Raw genomic sequence first — 17,944 nt, 5'->3', positions numbered from 1 at the left:
GTCATTCTGCTGACTTGCGCTATAGTTTAGCAAGTTTTTACTTTATTAAAAGCATCACGACCAATTTCTATATGAAATTTCTTTATCATATAAAACCACAGACATTATAGGCTTTTTATTCTCAGACAATGGTTTAAAATATGTCAATAATTTGCAGTAACTCCATGAAGAGGAAGTAATGGAAACCATCGACAAAATCAAACAGCAAATCGAAGAGAACGCTATCCTTCTTTACATGAAAGGTTCTCCAAAGCTACCTAGCTGCGGCTTCTCATCTCAGGCTTCACAAGCACTTATGGCGTGTGGTGAAAAGTTCGCTTACGTGGATATTTTACAGAACCCTGATATTCGTGCTGAGCTACCAGCATACGCGCAGTGGCCGACATTCCCACAGCTTTGGGTTGAAGGTGAGCTGATTGGCGGCTGTGACATCATTATTGAGATGTTCCAGAAAGGTGAACTTCAGCCTCTAATTAAAGAAGCGGCTGAACGAGCAGGTACAGACGAAGAGTAATCAATAAACCACTGTTTAAATTTACAGTTTTTCTTGATTTTTAAGGGCCACATTCGATAATGTGGCCCTTATTGTATCTGCCCGATAAATTTTATGTCACGTCTGTTTATTGCTGAAAAACCAAGCTTAGGTCGAGCCATCGCTGCTGCGCTTCCTAACCCGCAAAAGAAAGAGCAAGGCTTTATTCGTTGTGGCAATGGTGACGTGGTGACCTGGTGTATTGGTCACTTGCTAGAGCAGGTAGAACCAGACGCCTATGATGACAGATACAAAAAATGGAATTTGGCTGATTTGCCAATCGTTCCTGAACACTGGCAACTGCGTCCTCGTAAGTCGGCGTCTAAACAGCTGACTGTGGTCAAGAAGTTACTCAAAGAAACATCTGAGATCATTCATGCTGGCGACCCGGATCGCGAAGGTCAGTTGTTGGTGGATGAGGTGTTGGATTACTGCAAAGTCAGTAAAACAAAAAAAGAAGCCACGCAACGCTTATTGATTAGCGACCTCAACTTACCAGCGGTCAAGCGCGCGCTAAATCAGATGCGCAGTAACCGCGAGTTTATTCCTCTTTCGGTTTCTGCTCTTGCTCGCTCCCGAGCTGATTGGCTGTATGGCATGAATATGTCCCGCGCTTATACGCTGCTAGGGCAAAAGGCTGGCTATCAAGGAGTGCTGTCTGTCGGTAGAGTTCAGACGCCCGTGCTTGGGCTGGTAGTCCGTCGTGATGAAGAGATCGAGAACTTCATCCCTCGTGACTATTTTACCTTACATGCCTTGATTCCTTATCAGGATGGCAATAGTGCGTTTGATATTCGCGCCCGCTGGAAACCGAGCGAAGCATGCAAGCCTTGGCAAGACGAAGAAGGGCGGGTTATCAATCGTAAACTGGTCGAGAACGTTGCCAATCGGATTACGAATCAACCGGCCAAGGTTGTTGAGTCGGAGCAAAAACAAACTAAGCAATCAGCTCCTTTACCTTATTCTCTCTCAGCTTTACAGATTGATGCAGCCAAACGCTTTGGTATGAGTGCTCAACAGGTGTTGGATACCTGCCAATCTTTGTATGAAAAGCACAAGCTCATCACTTACCCTAGGTCGGATTGCCGATACCTGCCGATGGAACATTATGGACAGGCCAAAAGTGTTTGCGATGCGATATCGAATAACTGTAACGAGTTAGGTCAGGCTGTTCATGGCGCTGATTTCAGTCTCAAATCCAAAGCATGGAATGATAAAAAAGTGGATGCACACCACGCGATCATTCCCACGCCTAAAAAGGCTTCCGTAAATGCGCTGTCAGGAAATGAGATGAAAATCTATCAGCAAATTTCTCGTCAGTATCTAATGCAGTTTTATCCAGCCGCAGTTTATGCAGAAGCGAAGCTGGTGTTTGACATCGCTGGCGGGACTTTTATTGCTAAAGGTCGCCAGCTAGTATCGGCCGGCTGGAAAGCGCTGATGGGAAAAGTGGATGATGACGACGCGGGCGTTGATGCGGTTCCCCCACTTGATGAAGGCACAGTGCTGACTTGTCGCGAAGGCGAGATCAAAGACCGTAAGACTGAGCCACCTAAACACTTTACTGAAGCAACTTTACTGCAAGCGATGACAGGCATCGCCCGTTTTGTTGAAGACAAAGAGCTGAAAAAGATCCTAAAAGAAACTGATGGGCTAGGTACCGAAGCGACTCGTGCAGGTATTTTGGATACGCTGTTTAAGCGTCAACTGCTGCAACGGCAGGGCAAAACAATCCTCAGTTCACCAGCGGGAAGAGGGCTAGTGCATGCGTTGCCTTCTGAATCGACTTATCCTGATATGACCGCGCATTGGGAGCATCAACTTCAGGGAATGGCTGAACGAAATCAAGCCTACGGACCGTTTATGCAAGCGCTGCAGACGCGGATTGATGATTTAATGCATCAAGTCAAAGGCGGCGAAGTACCTGAATCGCTTCGTCACCTACCCAAAGTTGAACGCCCAACCTTTAAACGTAAACGACGTAGCTCTGCGAAATCTACTGGTCAAAAACGCACTTCAACTAGGCACAAAACGGGTTAACTACGATGACCAATCGTGTGCTGATATTCTCTAGGCGTTAAACCAAACCTGTCCTTAAAACGCTGACGAAAGCGTTCTTCCGACTGATAACCACACATCTGTGCAAGTTGATAGCCATCGTATTCGCGCCTTTGCATCAATTGCAATGCATGGTTAAGGCGCACCTCTGCCAGCAAGTGACGATATTGAATGCCTTCCTGTTTTAGTTTGCGGATCAGTGTGGCTCGGCTCATACCAAAGTGATTGGCAACGCCTTCCAAGTTATGCTCGTTGGCTGGTGAGATAGAAAGGTATTGAGTAAGAGTCTGTGTCATTGACGTTTGAGAAGAGGGAAAAGCTTTATGCAGAGCACCTTGCTCTGCCAATTGCTGATAAAGCGGCATTAACCAGTATTGCTGAGTGTGGGTACTCATCGCTTTCAGGTTCACTTTTGCCAGAATATCAAGAGTGTCTCTGACGGACTTACTAACTAAGCAATAAGATGAATTTAAAGAAGAGTGGACTGACTCGCTCAGGCGAAGCATTTCTTGATCTGGCGAAGAGTGAAAACTGAATACTCTTGATAGAAATGGCCCTTTACCCGGTAGATTGGCAAAGTTCCATGAACTGGCAGCACTGCACAATATCAGCGAGTCAGGCGTTAGCGTGACAGATTCTTCCTGCCAGAACAATCTTTTGTTGCCCGATAAAATCTGGATGATACTCGGGGAGTGAATCGTCACATTTCTCAAAGCTTGTAAGTGCTGGGCACGAAACTCAGTGATCTGAAATTGGTGAGCCATCACTCCTCCTTCAATTAACGGGTGTAGGTCGCTGTCAGTGTCGTTTTCGCTAATGCGATGCTATTAAGGGTAAAGCCAACCACAGCCGCTGGCGTATCCTCACCCAGATCCAGCTTGGCTTTTGGTAGCGCCCAAACCGTGAATTGATAACGATGCATACCATCTCCCACGGGTGGACAAGCGCCACCAAAGCCTTTGGTGCTATAGTCTATGCGGGTTTCGAAGCCACCCAGCTTGCTGATATCTGCCCCTCTAGGTAGCTGACTGATGCCAGCAGGAATATCGAGTGCAATCCAATGCCAAAAGCCACTCTCGGTCGGCGCATCTGGGTCGTAAGCTGTAATGGCAAAACTCTTGGTTCCCTTTGGTGCGTTGTCCCAGCTTAACTGCGGCGACAAATTATCGCCTGAGCATCCCCAGCCAGCAAACTCGAAGGTCTTCTCCATTGGATGACCTTCCTGAATATCCTGACTCGTCAGATCAAAGGCGAATGTGTTGCCTGACAGCATCAGCCCAGCTGTCATTAGTGCTAATGTGGTGGTTTTCATGTTGAGCTCCTTGTGTCTGATTTAGTGTCAGTTTAACGAGCTCAATCTGTTTCTATGGATCTAAAAGTATCACATTCAATCTAATGTTAGTTAAAAGTGATACTTTTTGTTGATTTTGATATTACCAAGGAAGTGCGCTGCCATCATAGTTGATAAATTCACCAGAGCGGTTGATATCTGCACTCTCGATCACGTCAACAAGTCCCGCTGCGGATGTTTGCGTATCAATTAACGCATTTGGCCCACCCATTTCAGTTTGTACCCATCCAGGGTGGAGTGCCAAAATGGTGAATCCTTGACTGGTAAGGTCGTTACTCAGGCTTTTCACTACCGAGTTAAGTGCGGCTTTTGATGAACGATAAATATAACCGCCACCAGATGTGTTCTCTGTCATGCTACCCACTTTAGAAGAGAGGCAGGCAATCTTTTTAAGTTGGCCTTTTTGTAGATTGGGAAAGAGTGCTTCAACGAGTTTTAGTGGCGCGATGGTGTTAATTTCAAGTACTTTGCGCCACTCTTCGATATCAGTGTTACCAAAGCCGTTACCTTTTGGTCCGTAGTAGCCAGCATTATTGATCAGCAAATCAATGGCAGGCAGTGCATTGGCGAGCTCATTTAGCCCTTGATAATCAGTGACATCAAATGGATGACACGTCAGCTTGTCACCTTCCAGCTCAAGGAGATCTTGCGAGCTTTTCTCTGAGCGATAGGTTGCGTGAACCTGCCAGCCTTGAGCAAGGTAGTTTTTGACTAAGCTTAGCCCGATACCACGGTTAGCTCCGGTGATTAGAACAGTTGTCATAGTGGTCCCTAGTAAATTGTTGTAGCTATTTTGCTCAGTGGTTAATGTAAAATCAACCTGATAAATGATAATTATTACTATTTGTTGAGAGTTACAACCGTGATGCAACTTGTTACCATACTCAAAACACAAATATCGATAGTTAATCAATGATCCCGCTGATTTATCACTCAATCTATTCAGAGCTGCCGTTACCTCAAGGCCACCGATACCCGATTCATAAGTATCGTCTGTTATTCAATGAGATCGAGAAAGTGCGCTTTCGTGACGAGCAGTGGCAGGCGTTTTTCCACTACTGTAAACCTCAAGCTTTGACATTAGAGGAAGTGATGATGACGCACTGTAAGCAATATGTCTCTGAACTGTTTTCTGGTCGTTTGCCTGCGGCGCGGATGCGACGTATTGGTTTCCCGTGGAGTGAGTGCCTTATTGAACGCACGTTGACGTCAGCAGGTGGAACTTGTCTTACGGTTGAAAAAGCGATTGAACATGGTGTGGCTATCCACCTGAGTGGCGGATACCACCATGCACATTATGATTTTGGCAGTGGTTTTTGTTTGCTTAATGATTTGGTTTTGGCGGCAAAACGTGCACTAACTCATGAAGGCATCGAAAAAGTGCTGATTGTTGATAGTGATGTTCATCATGGTGATGGGACGGCAACGTTATGTGCTGATCAGGATGACATCGTGACGCTGTCCTTTCATTGCGATAAAAACTTTCCTGCGCGTAAGCCAGATTCGGATATGGATGTCGCTTTCCCACGTGAAACCAGTGATGAAGAATTTCTTAGCACATTTACTTCGGTTGTCGAGATGGCAATTAATCTGCATCAACCGGATTTGATTCTTTATGATGCGGGTGTCGATATTCATGAAGACGATGAGCTGGGCTACTTCAATGTCTCTACTCAGGCGATTTATCAAAGAGATGTTGCTATGTTTCAATTGGCAAAAACGAATGCATTACCGATAGGTTGTGTTGTTGGAGGGGGTTATCGCACTGATCATAGTGATTTGGTGCCAATCCACATGCAATTGCTGAATGCAGCTTTGCACGTTTACGGAAATCATTAAGGTGAACAATGGAACATAGAATTCGCGCGGCGGGCATACTTATCGATAATGACGCAATTTTGCTTTTGAAAGTTAAAGACTTTTCAGGAGAGTATTGGATCCCACCGGGTGGCGGCATGGAAGAGGGGGATAGAAGTTCAAAAGATTGTGTCGTGAGAGAGTTTAAAGAGGAAGCGGGGCTAGATATCGAAGTCGGAGAGCTGATTTGTGTTCGTGAGTTTTTTGAAACGCATAGAAATCGCTATCACTCAGAATTCTTTTATCGTGTTTCCCACTATGATGGTGAGCCTCATATTGAGAATCTGCTTGGGCTCAATGACGAAGATTACATTCAGTCTGTGGCGTGGGTGGCTTTGGGGGATGTGAGTGGTAAGCGTATATATCCGAAAGAGCTTAAAGATAAGGTATTGGAACTGATTGATACCGAGTGCTTTTCTACCCATTTAGGTAGTTATACACAAGGTGATAAGGAAGATCTTAATCGATTGTAGAATATAGGGATAGTGCTTAGCACGTGATTATTATAGGCGTCTAAAACAAGAAAACCCCAGCCTTAAGGCTAGGGTTCTTAAATTGGCGGAGAGATAGGGATTTGAACCCTAGATACGCTATTAACGTATGCCGGTTTTCAAGACCGGTGCTTTCAACCACTCAGCCATCTCTCCTTTGTTGACGCGAATGATATAGAGGTTGGTTTTTCTTGTAAACCCCTAATTTTACTGATTGCTTTAATTGTGAACACTTAGTGCAGAAAATGAGTTCAAGTGCGTACTTTTAGACCTAATACATCGCATAAAAGAGGTATTTTGTCGTAATGAGTTGATCAATGTTGTAAGAGCTCAATGACTTGATAGGTTTGAATGCCAGCAAGAACACCTTGCTCCCAACCTCCTTCAACTAGGGTCTCTGCCTTTAGCTTCAATGCGGCGGCCACGTCACCATTAAAGTGAGCATCCACTGCGGATTTATCCGAGAAGAAATCAACGATACCGAATTGATTACCACCGAAATGTACAGCAAACCAGTGGAGAGTACCGGGTTCTTGAGTCGATACTATCTCGGCGCCTTGTCTGAGTAATTCACTCAGTGTTTGCTCTTGTCCGTTCTTTGCGGTGAGAGGAATGTAAGTGGCGATTTTGACAGAGTTATTGGCATTTTCACTGACTTTAGAGGCAATAATGTCGGCATTATGAATGTTGGGTAGTACACCTTCAGTCCAGCCACCCTGTACGAGGGCCTTTGCATTCTCACTAAGCGCTTGAGGAACAAGTCCAGAGAAGTGGGTGTCCTGAGCAGCTTGAGAGCCGAAAGCATCAAATATGACAAAAGTGTTTTTATCCTTATTCTGAAGTGCCGACCAGAACAGAGTGTCGGGTTCGTTTTCTTGAACGAGTTGCGCGCCAATGGAAAGAAAATTGCTTAGCTCGGTGCTTTGGCCTTTCTGTGCTGTAATTTTAATCACACTGGCCCTCTTGAGAGCTTGCTCGGTTGGTTCTGCATTAGCGCCCATTGCGATAGCAAAAATAGAGAAAATGGAGCACACGCGCGAGATTGGGCTTATGATTTTTAACATCTTGTATACCTCTTCATATGAGTAGTTTGGTTTGAAGCAAAGTATACTTTTCTGATTTTTAGGATAAATAGCGCTTATTCGGACTTATAGTTCTATTTAATAGGACAAAAAAGGGGGCATGATTGCCTTTGTCTACCTTATTTAGGACGGGTGAGGGTGGAAACAAAAAGAGAGCCGAAGCTCTCTTTTCTAGGTGTAATGGTCGGACTGACTGGATTTGAACCAGCGACCCCCGACACCCCATGACGGTGCGCTACCAAGCTGCGCTACAGTCCGATACCTGTAATTTACCCATTATTTTCGATGGGGTCAATCACTAACGCTATGATTTAGTTACTTTTTACGTAAAAACGTTGCAGCTCAGTCAAACCTTGCATTAGGACTGGCAATGTCGGATTCTCATCTTGCAAGCGTTGGTAGTTACTGTCGTACAATTTGTAGTTACCAAACTTATCGATGACTGTCGTGTCTTTGTTGGTGATCAGTGCCAGTTCTCTTGTGTCCCCTGCTAGGATCCATTTTCTAGAACGCTCGTCAAACAAGTTTTGACCGCTACTAAAATCCGAAGGATTTGAGGACACACCAAGCAAATCTTGGAGTAGTGTCACTGATAAGTCTAAATGGCTGGTGCGATGATTGTACTTTCCTGCGACTTTTCCTGGCCAATGAATAACCATTGGCACTTGAAGCTGGTAGCGACTGTAGTTGCTATTTGAGCCCCAGCTGTTCGTTCTTGTCTCATTGAACTCGGTACCGTGATTAGATGTGATAACGATAATAGTTGATTCATCAATATCGAGCTCTTTAACCTTCTCAAACAATACACCCAGTTCTTGGTCGGCGTTGCTAACGGAAGTGTGATACCCCTGTTTCAGCGTTTCTAAGGTCGATTTTTGACTGCCAGAGTTTTCATTGTAAGCGTTGAAATTATCGACCGTGGTGAGTTCAATAAAGCTGAACCAAGGGGTTTTCTTCTGTTGAGCAACCCAATTCGCCCACGCGTTAATTGCCTGAGTATCGGGAGATGTGGTGTCATTAAATGCAATGCCTGTAAAGTTCAGACCACGGAATACGGTTTCACCGTACAAATTATCATCGAAGTTGTCACCGCTGAACAAACCAAAGCTATAGTCTTTGTCCAAGAGTGTATCAAGTAAGATAGGACGGGAGCCTTGAGTTTTGATACTGCTGACGTAGCTACTCGGTAGGCCATAAAATAAGCCAAATACACCGAAAGTATCATTACTAGAGCTATAGTGATCAGTAAAGTTAAGGTTCTCGGAAGCAAATTCTGCTGCGTTTGGCATCAAATCGGATGTTAGTACATCCCCCCTTAAGTTATTGACGCTCACGACCAAAACATTCAGCGGGTTTGCTCTTCGATGAAATTCAAGTTTCTCAAGAGGATAGCGAACTAAATCTGAGTTAGCTTCGCTTTCTTTCAGGCGTTGAAGGTACTCTTCTCTATCCAGTAAACCGTGACGTTCCATAAAGGATTTAGCTGTCATCGGGTAAGATAGAGGGAAATTGGCCTTCTGCGCGGTAATCGGATTGTAGAAATAAGCATCAGCCCAGACGTATATCAGGTGACTGGTTATAAAACTGACAAAGAAGAGGGCTGCTATAGGGCGACCAACGTGTTTATGCGACAGGCGACGTTGCTTGCGCCATACCCACTCAGATAATGCTAACTGTAAGAGGAAGATAAGTGGCAACACGACAAATAAGTGTTGCAAATCAATGCTGATGGAGCTGCCTTCTTCGCTAAATAAGACTTCCCAAACAACAGGAGTCAGATGAAGGTTAATCTTTTGATAGGCCTGAGTATCAATCAGAAGTACCGTCAAACCGACGGTAGCAAAGCAAACCGCCACCAAGCGAAACAGCTTGCGTGACGGTATCAAGAAAGTCAGCGGAAACAGAACTAATAGGTAGAGTGCAAAAACGAGAAAACCGAAATGCCCAACCCAAGAAACGGCCAGATAAAACTGCCCTAAAAGGGTATCGGGCCAAGGAGATTGAGTGATATAACGGGTACCAATTAACATGGCCGCTATGATGTTGAAAAAGGCAAACCAATGCCCCCAACCCACTAAACGCGATACGCGTTCGCCGTATGTATTTCCGTTATCTACCATGTACTGTTTTATTGTCCGTTTATTGTCCGTTTATTGTTCTAGTGAGTGTTTTCTTCAATAGAAGACAACAGTGCCTGAGCAAATTTTTCAGCAAGTGCTTTACGTTGTGAAGCATTAACGTTTTGATTTAAGACATTGGTAGCGATATTTCCCGCAATCATCAAAGATAATTCAGGACCCGCACCGTGCTTGTCTAGCACTGCTGCAACTTCTGACAGAATTGCTTCAATTTTGTCGTCGCTGTATTTAGATGTGATCGGCATAAAGACTCTAATGGTGATAGTAAAGCGGCTTATGATAACCTACAATGCCTCGCAACTGAAACCTACACGACGATAAAAATTCATCATGAGTCTTCATCTTTCAAACGTTATCTTACACCAGCTACGTAAAAACGATTCTGACGAACTTGTTGTTAACTTTCGAGCTAATTCTCTTGAGAATGACGCATCGACGGAAAACCTAGTTGCAGAGCTGCATCGTGTCTTTAATTCTAAAGCAGGTAAAGGATTTGGTTCTTTCAAGTCTGACAGTGAATTTCAAAACTGGTTGCATGAACTTCGTAAGGGTGAGAAAAACTTTTATGATTTCTCACAAGAAAGTGCAAATCGCCTGAAAGATGAGCTAAGTAAGTACCCATTTGCCGATGAAGGCATTCTGGTGATTGCCGAATATCAGTCTCTGGCGACAGATTATCTATTCGTTGCCATTATTCCTTCAAATCAAAGCCTAAAAGTAACAGAAGGTCTCGAAATTAGTGCCACGGACTATCTTGATCTGAGCAAAATGGATATTGCTGCACGTATTGACCTGACCAGTTATGAGACAGATAAAGAGTCTAAGCGCTACTTAGCTTACATCAAAGGACGTGTTGGGCGTAAGGTGGCAGATTTCTTCCTTGATTTCTTGCAAGCTGAAGTTGGGCTGGATACTAAGCAGCAAAACCAAGTTTTGATGCAGGCGGTTGAAGATTTCTGTGCAGATTCGAAATTAGAGAAAGACGAAGCCATCAGTTATAAAAAGCAAGTGGCTGACTATTGTAACGAACAAATCAAGAGCGGCGATGAAGTTCAGGTCCGTGAACTCTCTGGTGAGCTTCCTCCTTCTCAAGATGGCACCAGTTTTCTTGATTATACCCAAGAGCAGGGTTATGAATTGGAAGACAGTTTTCCTGGTGATAGAACGACAGTTCGCAAGCTGACGAAATACGTTGGTGCAGGTGGAGGTTTAAACATTAATTTTGATAGCCTGCTGCTCGGTGAGCGCGTTTTCTATGACCCTGAAACTGACACTCTAACCATTAAAGGAACACCACCGAATCTCCGTGATCAGCTGACCCGTAATCGTTAACCACTATATTATTTAATCTAGAGTTGGGCTAAGTCGAAGAAATATGCACTTAGCCCTACTATTCTTAAACTTTGCGTATATGCTTGTAATTATGGAATTTATTCAAACACGAGCATGACATGAAACGCAAAGCGCTTAAGCTGTGCTGGCTAGTTGTAATAGTCTGGGTGATAGGGATGACAATGTTCACTCTGAGTTATCGCTCCAACGTGATGACAATGAACCAGATCAGTGAGTTAAGTAATAGCATTGATGAGTTGAAATATTCGCTCTTTCAAGAACCCGCTTATCGCGCAGAACTGACCGATGGGCAGTCTCTCAACTTGCAATTGCTCTATGCTCTTCGCCTCCAAATTGAAGCAACATATCAACAAAATTGGCTGACACCTGATATCAATCAATTGCTATACACAATCGATCGGTTTATTGAGCAGACCAGAGTCTTCTTGGATAACGAGCTTGATTTGATTGCATTAGTTGATCAAATCCAATTTGTTCGAGCTAAATACCAGAGTTCCCCTGATCTGGAATTATACTATTATCATTTGGGTGCGACTGTTCTGGAAGCTTTATTTAGCTCCAACAAATCAAACCCTCAAGTTTTCCGAGAGCTGGATCAACTGTATGTCGAATCTGAATCTCTGCCTACCTTGCAAAAGAAAGATCTTCAGATGCTATTATCGCAAACGTCTTCTGTTTTAGGAGGATATGCGCAAGGCAGTTATGCCATTGAAAAAATGATTACACACTCTATCCATAATCAGATCAACCTAGTGGAAGCACAATATCAATCGCAGCAACATTACTTTATCATGGGTGGCGGTGTTTTTAGTGGGTTTTGCTTACTAGTAATGATGTCAATAGTTTATCGGTTTACAGGAGTTCAGCAAATGGTCGAACGTCCCGAAAAAGAAGCAGACAACTCTCCCGAAGAAGTTCAATCTATTGTTGAAACAACAGCAGAACCACAGCCGTCGCCTGTTACAGCTGCAAATACATGGTTAAATGATGGGCCAGAAATTGATTTGGATGGCATGCTTGATGCCTTGGGGAATGACTATGAATCTGTGTGTATGTTGCTGCAGGTTTTCGTTGATGATCATACCGGGGATGCAGAGCGAATCACACAACTGCTGAATGATTCTCCGGATGAAGCCTTACGTAAAGCACATAGTTTGAAGGGCGTTGGGGGAAATTTGGGGGCCTTAAAGCTTCGTGAATCAGCCGGTAAAGTCGAACAGGCAATTAAAGAGGATATTGATTCTGTTGCAGTTTTACTTGATGAGCTTAAAGTGCGCTTAGATAAAGCCATTCTTGAAGCTCAGACGTTTCTTAAACAACAGGAAGCTAGTGGTTAAGTATAAGGGTGAGTCTTTATGAAAAACTCACCCCAAAGTTTAAGATTGTAAGTATTCGCTACGTCTTTATCGACATATAGACTCAATACTCTTCAATGTTATTAACATCGAAAACCCTGTTCACCATCATTATTGATGTAAACCATTTACTTACTCACAAATGCTTTTGAAATTAGCCGTTGTCGCATCGGTCGGTTTGATTATAGATATGAATTGGAGACAAGTAGTGCAAGGTTGCGCTCGCTTGCTCAAGCTCCAGTCTGTTTAAATCGTCAATAAAGATGCGCGACGTGAATACGGTTTTGCCGTTGTCTGCAAAAATCTCAATCGCTGAGTTATCTACGAAGATGCGAATGCGTTGTGCCTGTTCTACACGCTGGGCGTAGCGAACCGTGCCAAAGGCTTGAGCATGAACATGAGATACATGCGTTCTGTCTAATGTGAACTCTTCGCGATTACCGCTAAACACCATGCGCTCACCTGCAGCGTTTGCAAAGCTAATAGAGAAGGTTTCGTTAACCTCTAGCTCCAGTTCGAAGGCTCGTGAGGTGAGTTCTGCGCAATCATTGACGGTTTCGGTGCTAGCACGCAGAGCTTCTAGCTCTTTCAACGGTGCTTGGATCAAGTAGTCACCGTCAATCGTTAGTTCACGAGGTAGTGTGAACATGTGTGCCCAGTTGTTTTTGTCTGTTGGATACCCACTCTTTGAGTTGCCTAACCAGCCAATGAGAATTCTGCGTCCTTGGTTATCTAGATAAGTTTGCGGAGCATAGAAGTCGAAGCCTTTATCAAGTTCGCGATAACCTTGGTTGTTGAACTCCTGAGTGTCGAAGTTGATGCGATCACCCACCATGTAAACCACAGAGAAAACGTTCTTAAGGTCGTACTTGTTATCTGAGCTCACACCTTGTGGAGAGAAGATGTAAACGCCGTTGTCATCTTGCTCGTAGTAGTTCGGGCACTCCCACATGAAGCCAAAGTCGCTCAAGCCGACATCGATATTGCCTACGTACTCGTAGTCATCAATCGCGTTGCCGCGGTAGTAGGCTAGCTTGCCTTTCTCATCATGGCCTTGTGCGCCAATGAGCATGTGGTATTCGCCGTCGCGGTCCACCAAGATTGGATCGCGAAACTCAGACGTGTAAGACTCAAAATTTACGTCAACCACGACGCCTTTCTTGTCTATCTTGCCTTCTTTGTCCATTACGGCCATGACTTGGGTTGGGAAGCGGTTTTGCTCTTCATCCAACAGGTTGGCTGTGTAGAACAGGTAAAGCTCGTCACCTTGAGGTACACCAACACCTGTGTAGCAGCCGTGGTGGTCGTACGCTTGGTCTGGGTACATGGCAATGCCGCGATCGGTGAAGTTCACAAAGTCTTTGGTTGAAACGTGATACCAGTGTTTTAGACCATGTACCGGACCGAGTGGGAACCACTGATAGAACAGGTGGTGCTCACCATTGAAGTAGCTCAGGCCATTTGGGTCATTCAATAAACCATGCTTAGGGGCAATGTGGTACGTTGGGTAAAATGGGTCGGTCTGTGTAGTACGCTCAATTTCCGCAAGGTACTCAGAACTGACTTCATCGATTCGTACAAAACGATTCTGACGGTTAGAAAAATCCATAGAGACTCCTAGGAGAGCGGGGCTCTCCCATCAAAAAACAGTATAAAAAGGAATGCGTTCGGTTCGGATTACTTGCTAGCTAGCGTTTCAGGCTCTTTGTAGAACAGCTTGGTTAAAGCGAATGCAGTGATTGCACCGACTAACATAACCACAATGTACATACCTAAACCGCCACCAAGATAAAGCAGGATGCCTGGAAGCATGGTTGCGCCTGTACCTGCAGAGCCGATGCCTGCGATAGCACCGATACAGCCACCGATAGCTCCGCCTAGACAGCCATATAGGAATGGCTTTACGCGTGGCAGTGTTACTGCGAACATCGCAGGTTCAGTGATGCCAAATAGTGCTGGCAGCGTGGCACCAAACATGCCTGAACGTTTAACCTTGTTGGTTTGCATGGTCATCACGGCCATTGCTGCGCCAAACTGACCTGCAATTGCTGCTGTACCTAGTGGGTTGATGAAGTCGAAACCTGTGTCTGTCACCATGGCAATCGTAATAGGCACGATAGTGTGGTGCATACCGGTTACCGCCATGAACTGGATCGCGCCGCCGTAAATTAGGCCACCAATACCGTATGGAATTTGTAGGAAGTAAAGCACCGCTTCTGTGATCAACTTTTCCGCGCCGAGTAGGATTGGACCAACAAATACTAAGCCCGCAATCAGCGATACAAGTAGCGTGATGAAAGGCGTAATAATCAGATCCAACACTTCTGGGATGTATTTGCGTGAGGTGCGCTCAACCATGGCCGCAAACCAACCCATAAATACTGCTGGAAGAATCGAGCTTTGTAGGCCTGTCACCGCAATGTCAAAGCCCATGAATGGAATCATTAATGCTTCAGCATTACCAAATGCAACGTCCCATTTGCTCGCAAGTTGCGGAGCAACGAGCATCAAACCGAGTACAATACCGAGAACAGGGTTACCGCCAAACACACGCATGGCAGACCAAGTCACCAAAACTGGGATGAAGATAAAGGCAGTGTCGGTCAGAACCTGCGATAGGATGTTTAGCTGAGGAGACAGCTCAACCCCAAAGCCATTGACCAATAGGCCACGCAAACCCATAAGTAAACCGGTGGCGACTAAAGCTGGGATAATTGCGACGAAAATATCAGAGAAGGTGCGCGTTACTGCTTGGAAAGCGCTGACTTTCTCTTTTTTCTCTTCAGACTCGATTGTCTCTTCAACTGAGTCGTTACCTTTCATGATAGCGAACACCTTACCGACAAAACCTGTACCCAAGATCACTTGGTGTTGACCGTTTTGAAAGAAGTAACCGTGTACACCTTCTGTTGCGCTGAGTCCTTCAGCGTCTACTTTCGAGTCGTCCTTGGCGACAACACGTAGACGTGTTGCACAATGATTTAGCTGAGCGATGTTCGCCTCTCCACCGAGTGAGGCCATAACGGTATTCGCTACAACGTTCGCATCTCGCGCCATAAGTTTTGTCTCCTAAGAGTGCAAAGAAATATCAACCTGTATTTAACTTGTATTTATAGTAATGCAGGTAGAATACAGGTTGTGTTTTTCCTTTCCATTTTTTGTTGCTCGTCACACTTGTCATTGACCTGGAATGCACAGGGTTGCTTATCTATTACCAAAACAAATAAAAAAATAGCCCACATTTGTGGGCTATTAACTGTTCAGTTAGACGCGTGCGGTGATTTCAAAATCGTATAAGCTCGACTTGTAATACACGATGGAATACTCGTAGATTTTCCGTTCTTCATAGAAGTTCTGCGATTGGTTAATCAATATAGGCTCTAGCTTATCGGCGGCTAATAACCGTTGTGCATCATTATCTGGTAGGGTGGGGATGAGCTTCTGTTGTGTCTTTACCATCTCAATGCCATGGCGGCTTAAGTATTCGAACTTGGACCCTTCTAAATCTTCTTTGGTGAGATCCGGTAGCAAAACACGAGGAATATAGAATTCTTCGTAGGATACCACCTGATCTTCGATTAAGCGCAAGCGGCGCGCGAAGTTCACTGGCTCTCCCTGTGCGATGTTGAGTTTTTGTGCAACTAATTCAGTCGCTGGGATTACTTGAAATTCGTCGACTATATTTTGTGCCTCTAACCCAGCCCCCGCTGCTTCTTGAGCAAAGCCTGACATGGATAAAAAGTCATGCTTAAGTTTGTTGGCTTTTACAAAGCTGCCTTTGCCTTTTTCGGAAAAAATGTAGCCAAGTCCGGTCAGTTGCTGCAGTGCTTTGCGCACAGTAACACGGCTGACTTCAAGCACTTCAACGAGTTGATTTTCCGAAGGCAGTTTACTGCCCGCCGGGTAGGTACCTTTGTCGATTTCTTGTTTAATCTTGTCCGCAACTTGAATGTATAAGGGTTGCAGTTTTTTTGGATCGAATAGCTCAGTCATAGTGGGATCGCAATAAAGGCTCCATTTAGAAGGAAGGCTTTGAAGATAAGCAGTGCGTTTGAATTGTACTTAAGTGGCTGAGATTCCGCCATCGATAGCTTATGACAGAGCAAGAAAAATGAAAGGGGGGAGTGAAAGGAATCAATGATAATAATGCAGACTCGTGCCTTCGAGGCACGAGTCTATAGAACCCGAGTTGGGTTGTAACTACGCACTTAAGCGGTTTGTTTGCTTAATTCTGGTGTCTCTTCTGCACTCGCTGGAGCTGTGGGTTCGCACTTATCGACAAACCAACCCATGTACGAGGTAATAATCGTTACCAAAATACACACAAAACTTAGCCACATAAATGGCGCATATGAAAGTGTGGCGACACCTAAGATGCTTGCCATATAGATACCGTTGTCACTCCACGGAACCATGCCAGATGTTAGCGTACCGCCGAATTCGGCATTTCGTGACAGGTTCTTACGCTTGTAGCCAAGGCGATCGTAGTTTTTCGCGCAGATCTTCGGAGTGAGGATCAGGGAAACATACATCGCAGAGCCAAACACGTTGCCTAGGAAAGCAGTACCAATAGTGCTGGTGGCCAGTGAACCTGGGCTTTGTACGCGGCGTTCAAATAGTTTAGCGATAGTTTCCAGTACACCAACTTTATCGAGCAGGCCACCAAAGCCTAAACCAAACACGATTACTGCGACTGAACCTAGCATAGAAGACATACCGCCACGGTTTAAGATCGAATCGATAAAGCCAACCCCTGACTCAATGTGGAATGGAGCCCATGCGGTGTTAAATGCTTGAAGGAAGTCGACATCTTGAATCATGACAGCCCAGATAATACCCAGTAATGATCCAAAACTGATCACTGGGAAGGAGGGCATACGCATCGCTAACAAACCAAGTACAATCATTACAGGGACAAACGAATAAGGTGTGATGTAGAACTGTTTCTCCATCGCATCAATAACTGATTGAACCTGCGTCATATCAACGTTGCCTGCATAGTGGAAACCGAATGCAGTAAACATAATGCCGGTGATGATGTAGCTGATCAGAGCAATCGGCAGCATTCCTTTAATGTGTTCAACCACTTCAACATTGGACATTGATGATGCCAGAATGACAGAGTCTGACAGTGGAGACATCTTGTCACCAAAGTAGCAGCCTGACAAAACAGCACCTGCTGTGATTGGTGCAGGTACGCCTAGCCCTTGACCTATGCCCATCATTGCAATACCCGCTGTACCTGCGGCACCCCATGAAGTTCCCGTTGCTAATGCTGTCAATGAACAGATGATCATTGTCGCAAGTAAGAAGATAGATGGGTGAATCGCTTTAAGACCGTAATAAATGATGGTTGGGACAATACCGCCTGAAATCCAAGTCCCCACGAGTGCACCAACAGCAAGAAGGATTAAAACAGCACCAAGACCATTAGAAATGCCGTTAAGTGCTGATTTTTCTAAGTCTTTGTATTGGTGACCAAGACGAATGCCAAGCACCATAATGACAAACCAGCCAATATATAGGGCTAGCTGAATGGGTAAGTCGAGCTGGGCGGTGAATGAAAAAGCCATTAGCAAAAATAAACCAAGCGCAACGATAACTTGCAGCAGGCTTGGTAAACGGGGGGTGAGTTGCGTCATGCAGAGCCTCTTATATGTGTTATAAGCCATATGCTCCAACAAGTATGGGGGTGGAACATATTGAGATAATTTACTCATTTGGGTA

16 protein-coding genes and 2 tRNA genes are annotated in these 17,944 nt (G+C 44.8%); 6 read left to right on the top strand and 12 right to left on the bottom strand.

Annotated features, from left to right (window positions below):
- Positions 1-178 precede the first annotated feature (178 nt).
- Together CTT30_RS10415 and CTT30_RS10410 are read left to right on the top strand one after the other, a co-directional pair.
- A complete protein-coding gene (locus CTT30_RS10415) occupies positions 179-514 on the top strand; it encodes a Grx4 family monothiol glutaredoxin (protein WP_045974984.1) in 336 nt (111 codons plus the stop codon).
- 93 nt (positions 515-607) lie between these two features.
- Complete coding sequence (locus CTT30_RS10410; protein ID WP_252035115.1) at positions 608-2,572, top strand: DNA topoisomerase III; 1,965 nt, start codon at positions 608-610, stop codon at positions 2,570-2,572.
- Here the strand turns inward: CTT30_RS10410 and CTT30_RS10405 are convergent.
- The 3 genes from CTT30_RS10405 to CTT30_RS10395 form a co-directional block, all read right to left on the bottom strand.
- Entirely contained in the window at positions 2,569-3,354 is a 786-nt protein-coding gene (locus tag CTT30_RS10405) for a helix-turn-helix transcriptional regulator (protein WP_252035113.1), read from the bottom strand. The genes CTT30_RS10410 and CTT30_RS10405 overlap by 4 nt on opposite strands.
- Positions 3,355-3,368: 14 nt before the next feature.
- Positions 3,369-3,902, bottom strand: a complete 534-nt coding sequence (locus CTT30_RS10400) for a YbhB/YbcL family Raf kinase inhibitor-like protein (RefSeq protein WP_252035111.1) — start codon at positions 3,900-3,902, stop codon at positions 3,369-3,371.
- Between the two features lie 121 nt (positions 3,903-4,023).
- Complete coding sequence (locus tag CTT30_RS10395) at positions 4,024-4,704, bottom strand: SDR family oxidoreductase (RefSeq protein WP_252035109.1); 681 nt, start codon at positions 4,702-4,704, stop codon at positions 4,024-4,026.
- 149 nt (positions 4,705-4,853) lie between these two features.
- On the opposite strand from CTT30_RS10395, the gene CTT30_RS10390 reads away from it, so the two are divergent.
- Positions 4,854-5,780 carry a histone deacetylase family protein gene (locus tag CTT30_RS10390; protein ID WP_252035107.1) on the top strand — a complete coding sequence of 309 codons (927 nt, stop codon included), beginning with the start codon at positions 4,854-4,856 and terminating at the stop codon, positions 5,778-5,780.
- A gap of 8 nt (positions 5,781-5,788) precedes the next feature.
- Positions 5,789-6,271, top strand: a complete 483-nt coding sequence (locus CTT30_RS10385; RefSeq protein WP_252035105.1) for an NUDIX domain-containing protein — start codon at positions 5,789-5,791, stop codon at positions 6,269-6,271.
- A gap of 83 nt (positions 6,272-6,354) precedes the next feature.
- Here CTT30_RS10385 and CTT30_RS10380 read toward each other — a convergent pair.
- From CTT30_RS10380 to CTT30_RS10360, 5 genes are all read right to left on the bottom strand, one after another.
- Positions 6,355-6,445: transfer RNA gene (locus tag CTT30_RS10380), tRNA-Ser, on the bottom strand.
- Positions 6,446-6,603: 158 nt separating this feature from the next.
- Positions 6,604-7,353, bottom strand: coding sequence for a putative quinol monooxygenase (locus CTT30_RS10375; RefSeq protein ID WP_252035104.1), 750 nt, complete (start codon positions 7,351-7,353; stop codon positions 6,604-6,606).
- A gap of 199 nt (positions 7,354-7,552) precedes the next feature.
- Positions 7,553-7,629, bottom strand: a tRNA-Pro gene (locus CTT30_RS10370).
- 53 nt (positions 7,630-7,682) lie between these two features.
- Positions 7,683-9,491: a DUF3413 domain-containing protein gene (locus CTT30_RS10365; protein WP_252035102.1), complete on the bottom strand. Its 1,809-nt coding sequence runs from the start codon at positions 9,489-9,491 to the stop codon at positions 7,683-7,685.
- A gap of 38 nt (positions 9,492-9,529) precedes the next feature.
- Positions 9,530-9,754 (bottom strand): YejL family protein, encoded by a 225-nt coding sequence (locus CTT30_RS10360; protein WP_239838202.1) that lies wholly within the window; start codon positions 9,752-9,754, stop codon positions 9,530-9,532.
- Positions 9,755-9,839: 85 nt separating this feature from the next.
- On the opposite strand from CTT30_RS10360, the gene yejK reads away from it, so the two are divergent.
- Entirely contained in the window at positions 9,840-10,841 is a 1,002-nt protein-coding gene (gene yejK / locus CTT30_RS10355) for a nucleoid-associated protein YejK (RefSeq protein ID WP_252035100.1), read from the top strand.
- Between the two features lie 119 nt (positions 10,842-10,960).
- Positions 10,961-12,199: an Hpt domain-containing protein gene (locus CTT30_RS10350; RefSeq protein WP_252035098.1), complete on the top strand. Its 1,239-nt coding sequence runs from the start codon at positions 10,961-10,963 to the stop codon at positions 12,197-12,199.
- A gap of 172 nt (positions 12,200-12,371) precedes the next feature.
- Here the strand turns inward: CTT30_RS10350 and CTT30_RS10345 are convergent, their stop codons facing one another.
- The 4 genes from CTT30_RS10345 to nhaC all read right to left on the bottom strand — a co-directional run bounded on the left by CTT30_RS10345 (position 12,372) and on the right by nhaC (position 17,859).
- Positions 12,372-13,826 carry a sucrose-6-phosphate hydrolase gene (locus tag CTT30_RS10345; RefSeq protein ID WP_252035097.1) on the bottom strand — a complete coding sequence of 485 codons (1,455 nt, stop codon included), beginning with the start codon at positions 13,824-13,826 and terminating at the stop codon, positions 12,372-12,374.
- A 68-nt stretch (positions 13,827-13,894) separates the two neighbouring features.
- Positions 13,895-15,274: a PTS transporter subunit EIIC gene (locus tag CTT30_RS10340; protein ID WP_252035095.1), complete on the bottom strand. Its 1,380-nt coding sequence runs from the start codon at positions 15,272-15,274 to the stop codon at positions 13,895-13,897.
- A 207-nt stretch (positions 15,275-15,481) separates the two neighbouring features.
- Entirely contained in the window at positions 15,482-16,210 is a 729-nt protein-coding gene (locus CTT30_RS10335; protein ID WP_252035093.1) for a GntR family transcriptional regulator, read from the bottom strand.
- Between the two features lie 215 nt (positions 16,211-16,425).
- Positions 16,426-17,859 (bottom strand): Na+/H+ antiporter NhaC, encoded by a 1,434-nt coding sequence (gene nhaC, locus CTT30_RS10330; RefSeq protein WP_252035092.1) that lies wholly within the window; start codon positions 17,857-17,859, stop codon positions 16,426-16,428.
- Positions 17,860-17,944 lie beyond the last annotated feature (85 nt).

The sequence above is a fragment of the Vibrio coralliilyticus genome (genome assembly GCF_024449095.1).
Taxonomy (GTDB): Bacteria; Pseudomonadota; Gammaproteobacteria; order Enterobacterales; family Vibrionaceae; genus Vibrio; species Vibrio coralliilyticus_A.
Note: the sequence above shows the minus strand (reverse complement) of the source record. Positions and strands in the feature narration are given on the sequence as shown.

Coding starts and splice junctions, on each gene's coding strand:
- CTT30_RS10365 (WP_252035102.1), bottom strand. CDS start 9,491: ATGGTAGATAACGGAAATACATACGGCGAACGCGTATCGCGTTTAGTG.
- CTT30_RS10360 (WP_239838202.1), bottom strand. CDS start 9,754: ATGCCGATCACATCTAAATACAGCGACGACAAAATTGAAGCAATTCTG.
- CTT30_RS10415 (WP_045974984.1), top strand. CDS start 179: ATGGAAACCATCGACAAAATCAAACAGCAAATCGAAGAGAACGCTATC.
- CTT30_RS10405 (WP_252035113.1), bottom strand. CDS start 3,354: ATGGCTCACCAATTTCAGATCACTGAGTTTCGTGCCCAGCACTTACAA.
- CTT30_RS10395 (WP_252035109.1), bottom strand. CDS start 4,704: ATGACAACTGTTCTAATCACCGGAGCTAACCGTGGTATCGGGCTAAGC.
- CTT30_RS10375 (WP_252035104.1), bottom strand. CDS start 7,353: ATGTTAAAAATCATAAGCCCAATCTCGCGCGTGTGCTCCATTTTCTCT.
- CTT30_RS10390 (WP_252035107.1), top strand. CDS start 4,854: ATGATCCCGCTGATTTATCACTCAATCTATTCAGAGCTGCCGTTACCT.
- yejK (WP_252035100.1), top strand. CDS start 9,840: ATGAGTCTTCATCTTTCAAACGTTATCTTACACCAGCTACGTAAAAAC.
- CTT30_RS10410 (WP_252035115.1), top strand. CDS start 608: ATGTCACGTCTGTTTATTGCTGAAAAACCAAGCTTAGGTCGAGCCATC.
- nhaC (WP_252035092.1), bottom strand. CDS start 17,859: ATGACGCAACTCACCCCCCGTTTACCAAGCCTGCTGCAAGTTATCGTT.
- CTT30_RS10385 (WP_252035105.1), top strand. CDS start 5,789: ATGGAACATAGAATTCGCGCGGCGGGCATACTTATCGATAATGACGCA.
- CTT30_RS10400 (WP_252035111.1), bottom strand. CDS start 3,902: ATGAAAACCACCACATTAGCACTAATGACAGCTGGGCTGATGCTGTCA.
- CTT30_RS10340 (WP_252035095.1), bottom strand. CDS start 15,274: ATGGCGCGAGATGCGAACGTTGTAGCGAATACCGTTATGGCCTCACTC.
- CTT30_RS10350 (WP_252035098.1), top strand. CDS start 10,961: ATGAAACGCAAAGCGCTTAAGCTGTGCTGGCTAGTTGTAATAGTCTGG.
- CTT30_RS10345 (WP_252035097.1), bottom strand. CDS start 13,826: ATGGATTTTTCTAACCGTCAGAATCGTTTTGTACGAATCGATGAAGTC.
- CTT30_RS10335 (WP_252035093.1), bottom strand. CDS start 16,210: ATGACTGAGCTATTCGATCCAAAAAAACTGCAACCCTTATACATTCAA.